This window comes from Mastigocladopsis repens PCC 10914, assembly GCF_000315565.1.
In the GTDB taxonomy this organism is placed as follows: Bacteria; Cyanobacteriota; Cyanobacteriia; order Cyanobacteriales; family Nostocaceae; genus Mastigocladopsis; species Mastigocladopsis repens.
The window spans coordinates 303,280-305,779 of the sequence record NZ_JH992900.1 but is presented as its reverse complement, the minus strand read 5'-3'; the positions used below and the strand labels follow the sequence as shown (position 1 = coordinate 305,779).

1 pseudogene is annotated in these 2,500 nt (G+C 40.6%); it reads left to right on the top strand.

Going from position 1 to position 2,500, the window contains the following annotated elements:
- Nucleotides 1-2,500 (top strand): annotated as a pseudogene (locus MAS10914_RS34820) (hypothetical protein); the annotation flags it as partial.

The following is a 2,500-nucleotide window of genomic DNA, read 5'->3' as shown; positions in this document are numbered from 1 at the left end:
TAACACTGATGATAATAGTGGTTCAATTAATCTTTCAATTACCAGTAATAAGCCATTTTTCAACCCTCAAACTTTAACAGTAGACAGCAAACGCAACTGTTATGTGCTGGATGAAAATACCTTGTCCAGTTTAAAGCAATCAGGCGCTAACTTCATTGAATTAAATCCCGGAAACTATCGCCTCAAAATTCGTGAAGGCAATGCAACTTATTGGTCAGACAACAAGAAGTTTGACATCGAACCTTGGGCTTTACTTTGGGTCAAAGGCGGAAAACTTATTACAAACCTAACAGGCATTGAAGTTGAAGAAACTTGGACTTCATTGAATGGTTTGAAAGATGAAATCGTTTTAGAGGTCAAAGAAAAAACTACCTTGACAGGTTTATTTTTTGACACCTACAAGGAAGATAACGAAGGGCAAATTATTTTGGCAATAGAGCCAGTGAGTGCAACTGAACTGGCTCTTAACTATAAAAAGCAAGAGAATAATAACGTTACACAACAGAGGCAAGGACAGACTACTACAACCAGGACTGTTACAAACAGTGTGACAGTTATAGGTACAGGTGGATCTGTCAGTCGTGAAGCAGTCGGTGCGAACAGCTCGACGGAGAATGTAACAAATATTCAAGGCACAACAGGTGGATCTGGTGGATCTGTCAGTCGTGAAGCAGTCGGTGCGAACAGCTCGACACAGTTCACCTTCCGCTTTAACGAAGACGAGTTCAAGAAAAAGTGGGAGGAGCAGTTACAGCAGATTGATGCATCTATCAATGTAATAGATGAAAACGATGTAACACTCGAGGCTAAGTATTGGGATCAGCTCGAACAGTGGCTGCTGAAGAACTACGAGAAGCACTTCAAGAACCTGGCTGTAGAAGTCGCAAAAGTCAGGTTTACGATGGATGCCTATCAGGAGCAGATGGAGTTCAGTCTGAACCAGCAATTGCAAAGCTGGTCTAGCTACTTAGATAGGCTAGTGGAAGATAGGATTAACGTTGAGATATCGAAGAGAATTAACCAGCAGATCAACCAGTATGTTGACCAAACCTTTGAGCAAAGGATACGTAACAACATCGGATTAATTATCAACAACATTTTAAATAAGCAGGAACTCAACCAGTACATTGATCGGCATATCGATCAGCAAATCGACCAAATCTTCGACCAAAAGATACGTAATAACATTGGATTAATCGTCAACAACGTTGTACGTAAGCAGGAACTCAACCAGTACATTGATCGACATGTCGATCAGCAAATCGACTCCTCCTTTGAGCAAAAGATACGTAACAACGTCGAATTAATTATCAACAACCTTGTCAATAAGCAGGAACTCAACCAGTACATTGATCGGCATGTCGATCAGCAAATTGACTCCTCCTTCGAGCAAAAGGTACGCAATAACGTCAACCTAATTACTCAGAATATTGTCAATAACAATACTGACCTTGACCAGTATGTCAGCCAGCAAATTGATAACACTTTTGAGCAAAAAGTACAAAATCACATCTCTGCAATTACTCACAACATTGTCAATAACAATGAGGAGTTAAATCAGTACTTCGACCAGCGTTTACAGCACAGTGTCACTAACAACACTGAAGTTAACAACAACATTGTCAACTTCGTTGCCAACAGCACTGAAATTAACAACAAGATTTCCAACCTCCGCAACGAGTGGAATCAGACATTCATCAATCTGGCTACACAGCACGTGGATGAACTGAGCAACATCATCGGCGGTACAGAGACATTCAACAGACTCATTATTCAGAAGCTTGTCAATAACAATGAGGAATTCAACCAGTACATCGACCAGCGCTTACAGCACAGCGTCACCAGCAACACTGAAGTGAACAACAACATTGTCAACTTAGTTGCCAACAGTACTGAAATTAACAACAAGATTGAGAGCTTACGCAACGAGTGGAATCGGACATTCATCAATCTGGCTACACAGCACGTGGATGAATTGAGCAACATCATCGGTGGCACAGAGACATTCAACAGAGTTATTACTCAGAAGCTTGTCAATAACAATATTGAACTAAACCAATACGTCAGCCAGCAAATTGACAACACTTATGAGCAAAAGGTACGAAATTACATTTCTGTAATTACCCAGAACATTGTGAATAACAATGAGGGATTAAATCAGTACATCGACCGACGCTTACAGCAAAATGTAACCAACAACGTTGAAATTAACAACGAGATTGTCAACTTGGTTGCCAACAGTACGGAAATTAACAACAAGATTAATAACGTCTACAGAGATATTGATATCAAGATTGACAGCGTCCGCAACGAGTGGAATCAGACATTCCTAAGTCTGGTGAGACAGTACGTTGATGAAGTGATCAACATAATAGGCGACAGAGACACATTCAACACTCAGGTCGCCAATATCATCAACATCAAGGTGGATGAGCTTCTCAACCAAATCATCAGAACCAAGAACGAATTGACTGTGCTGATCAACAGTGCAGACAGACAA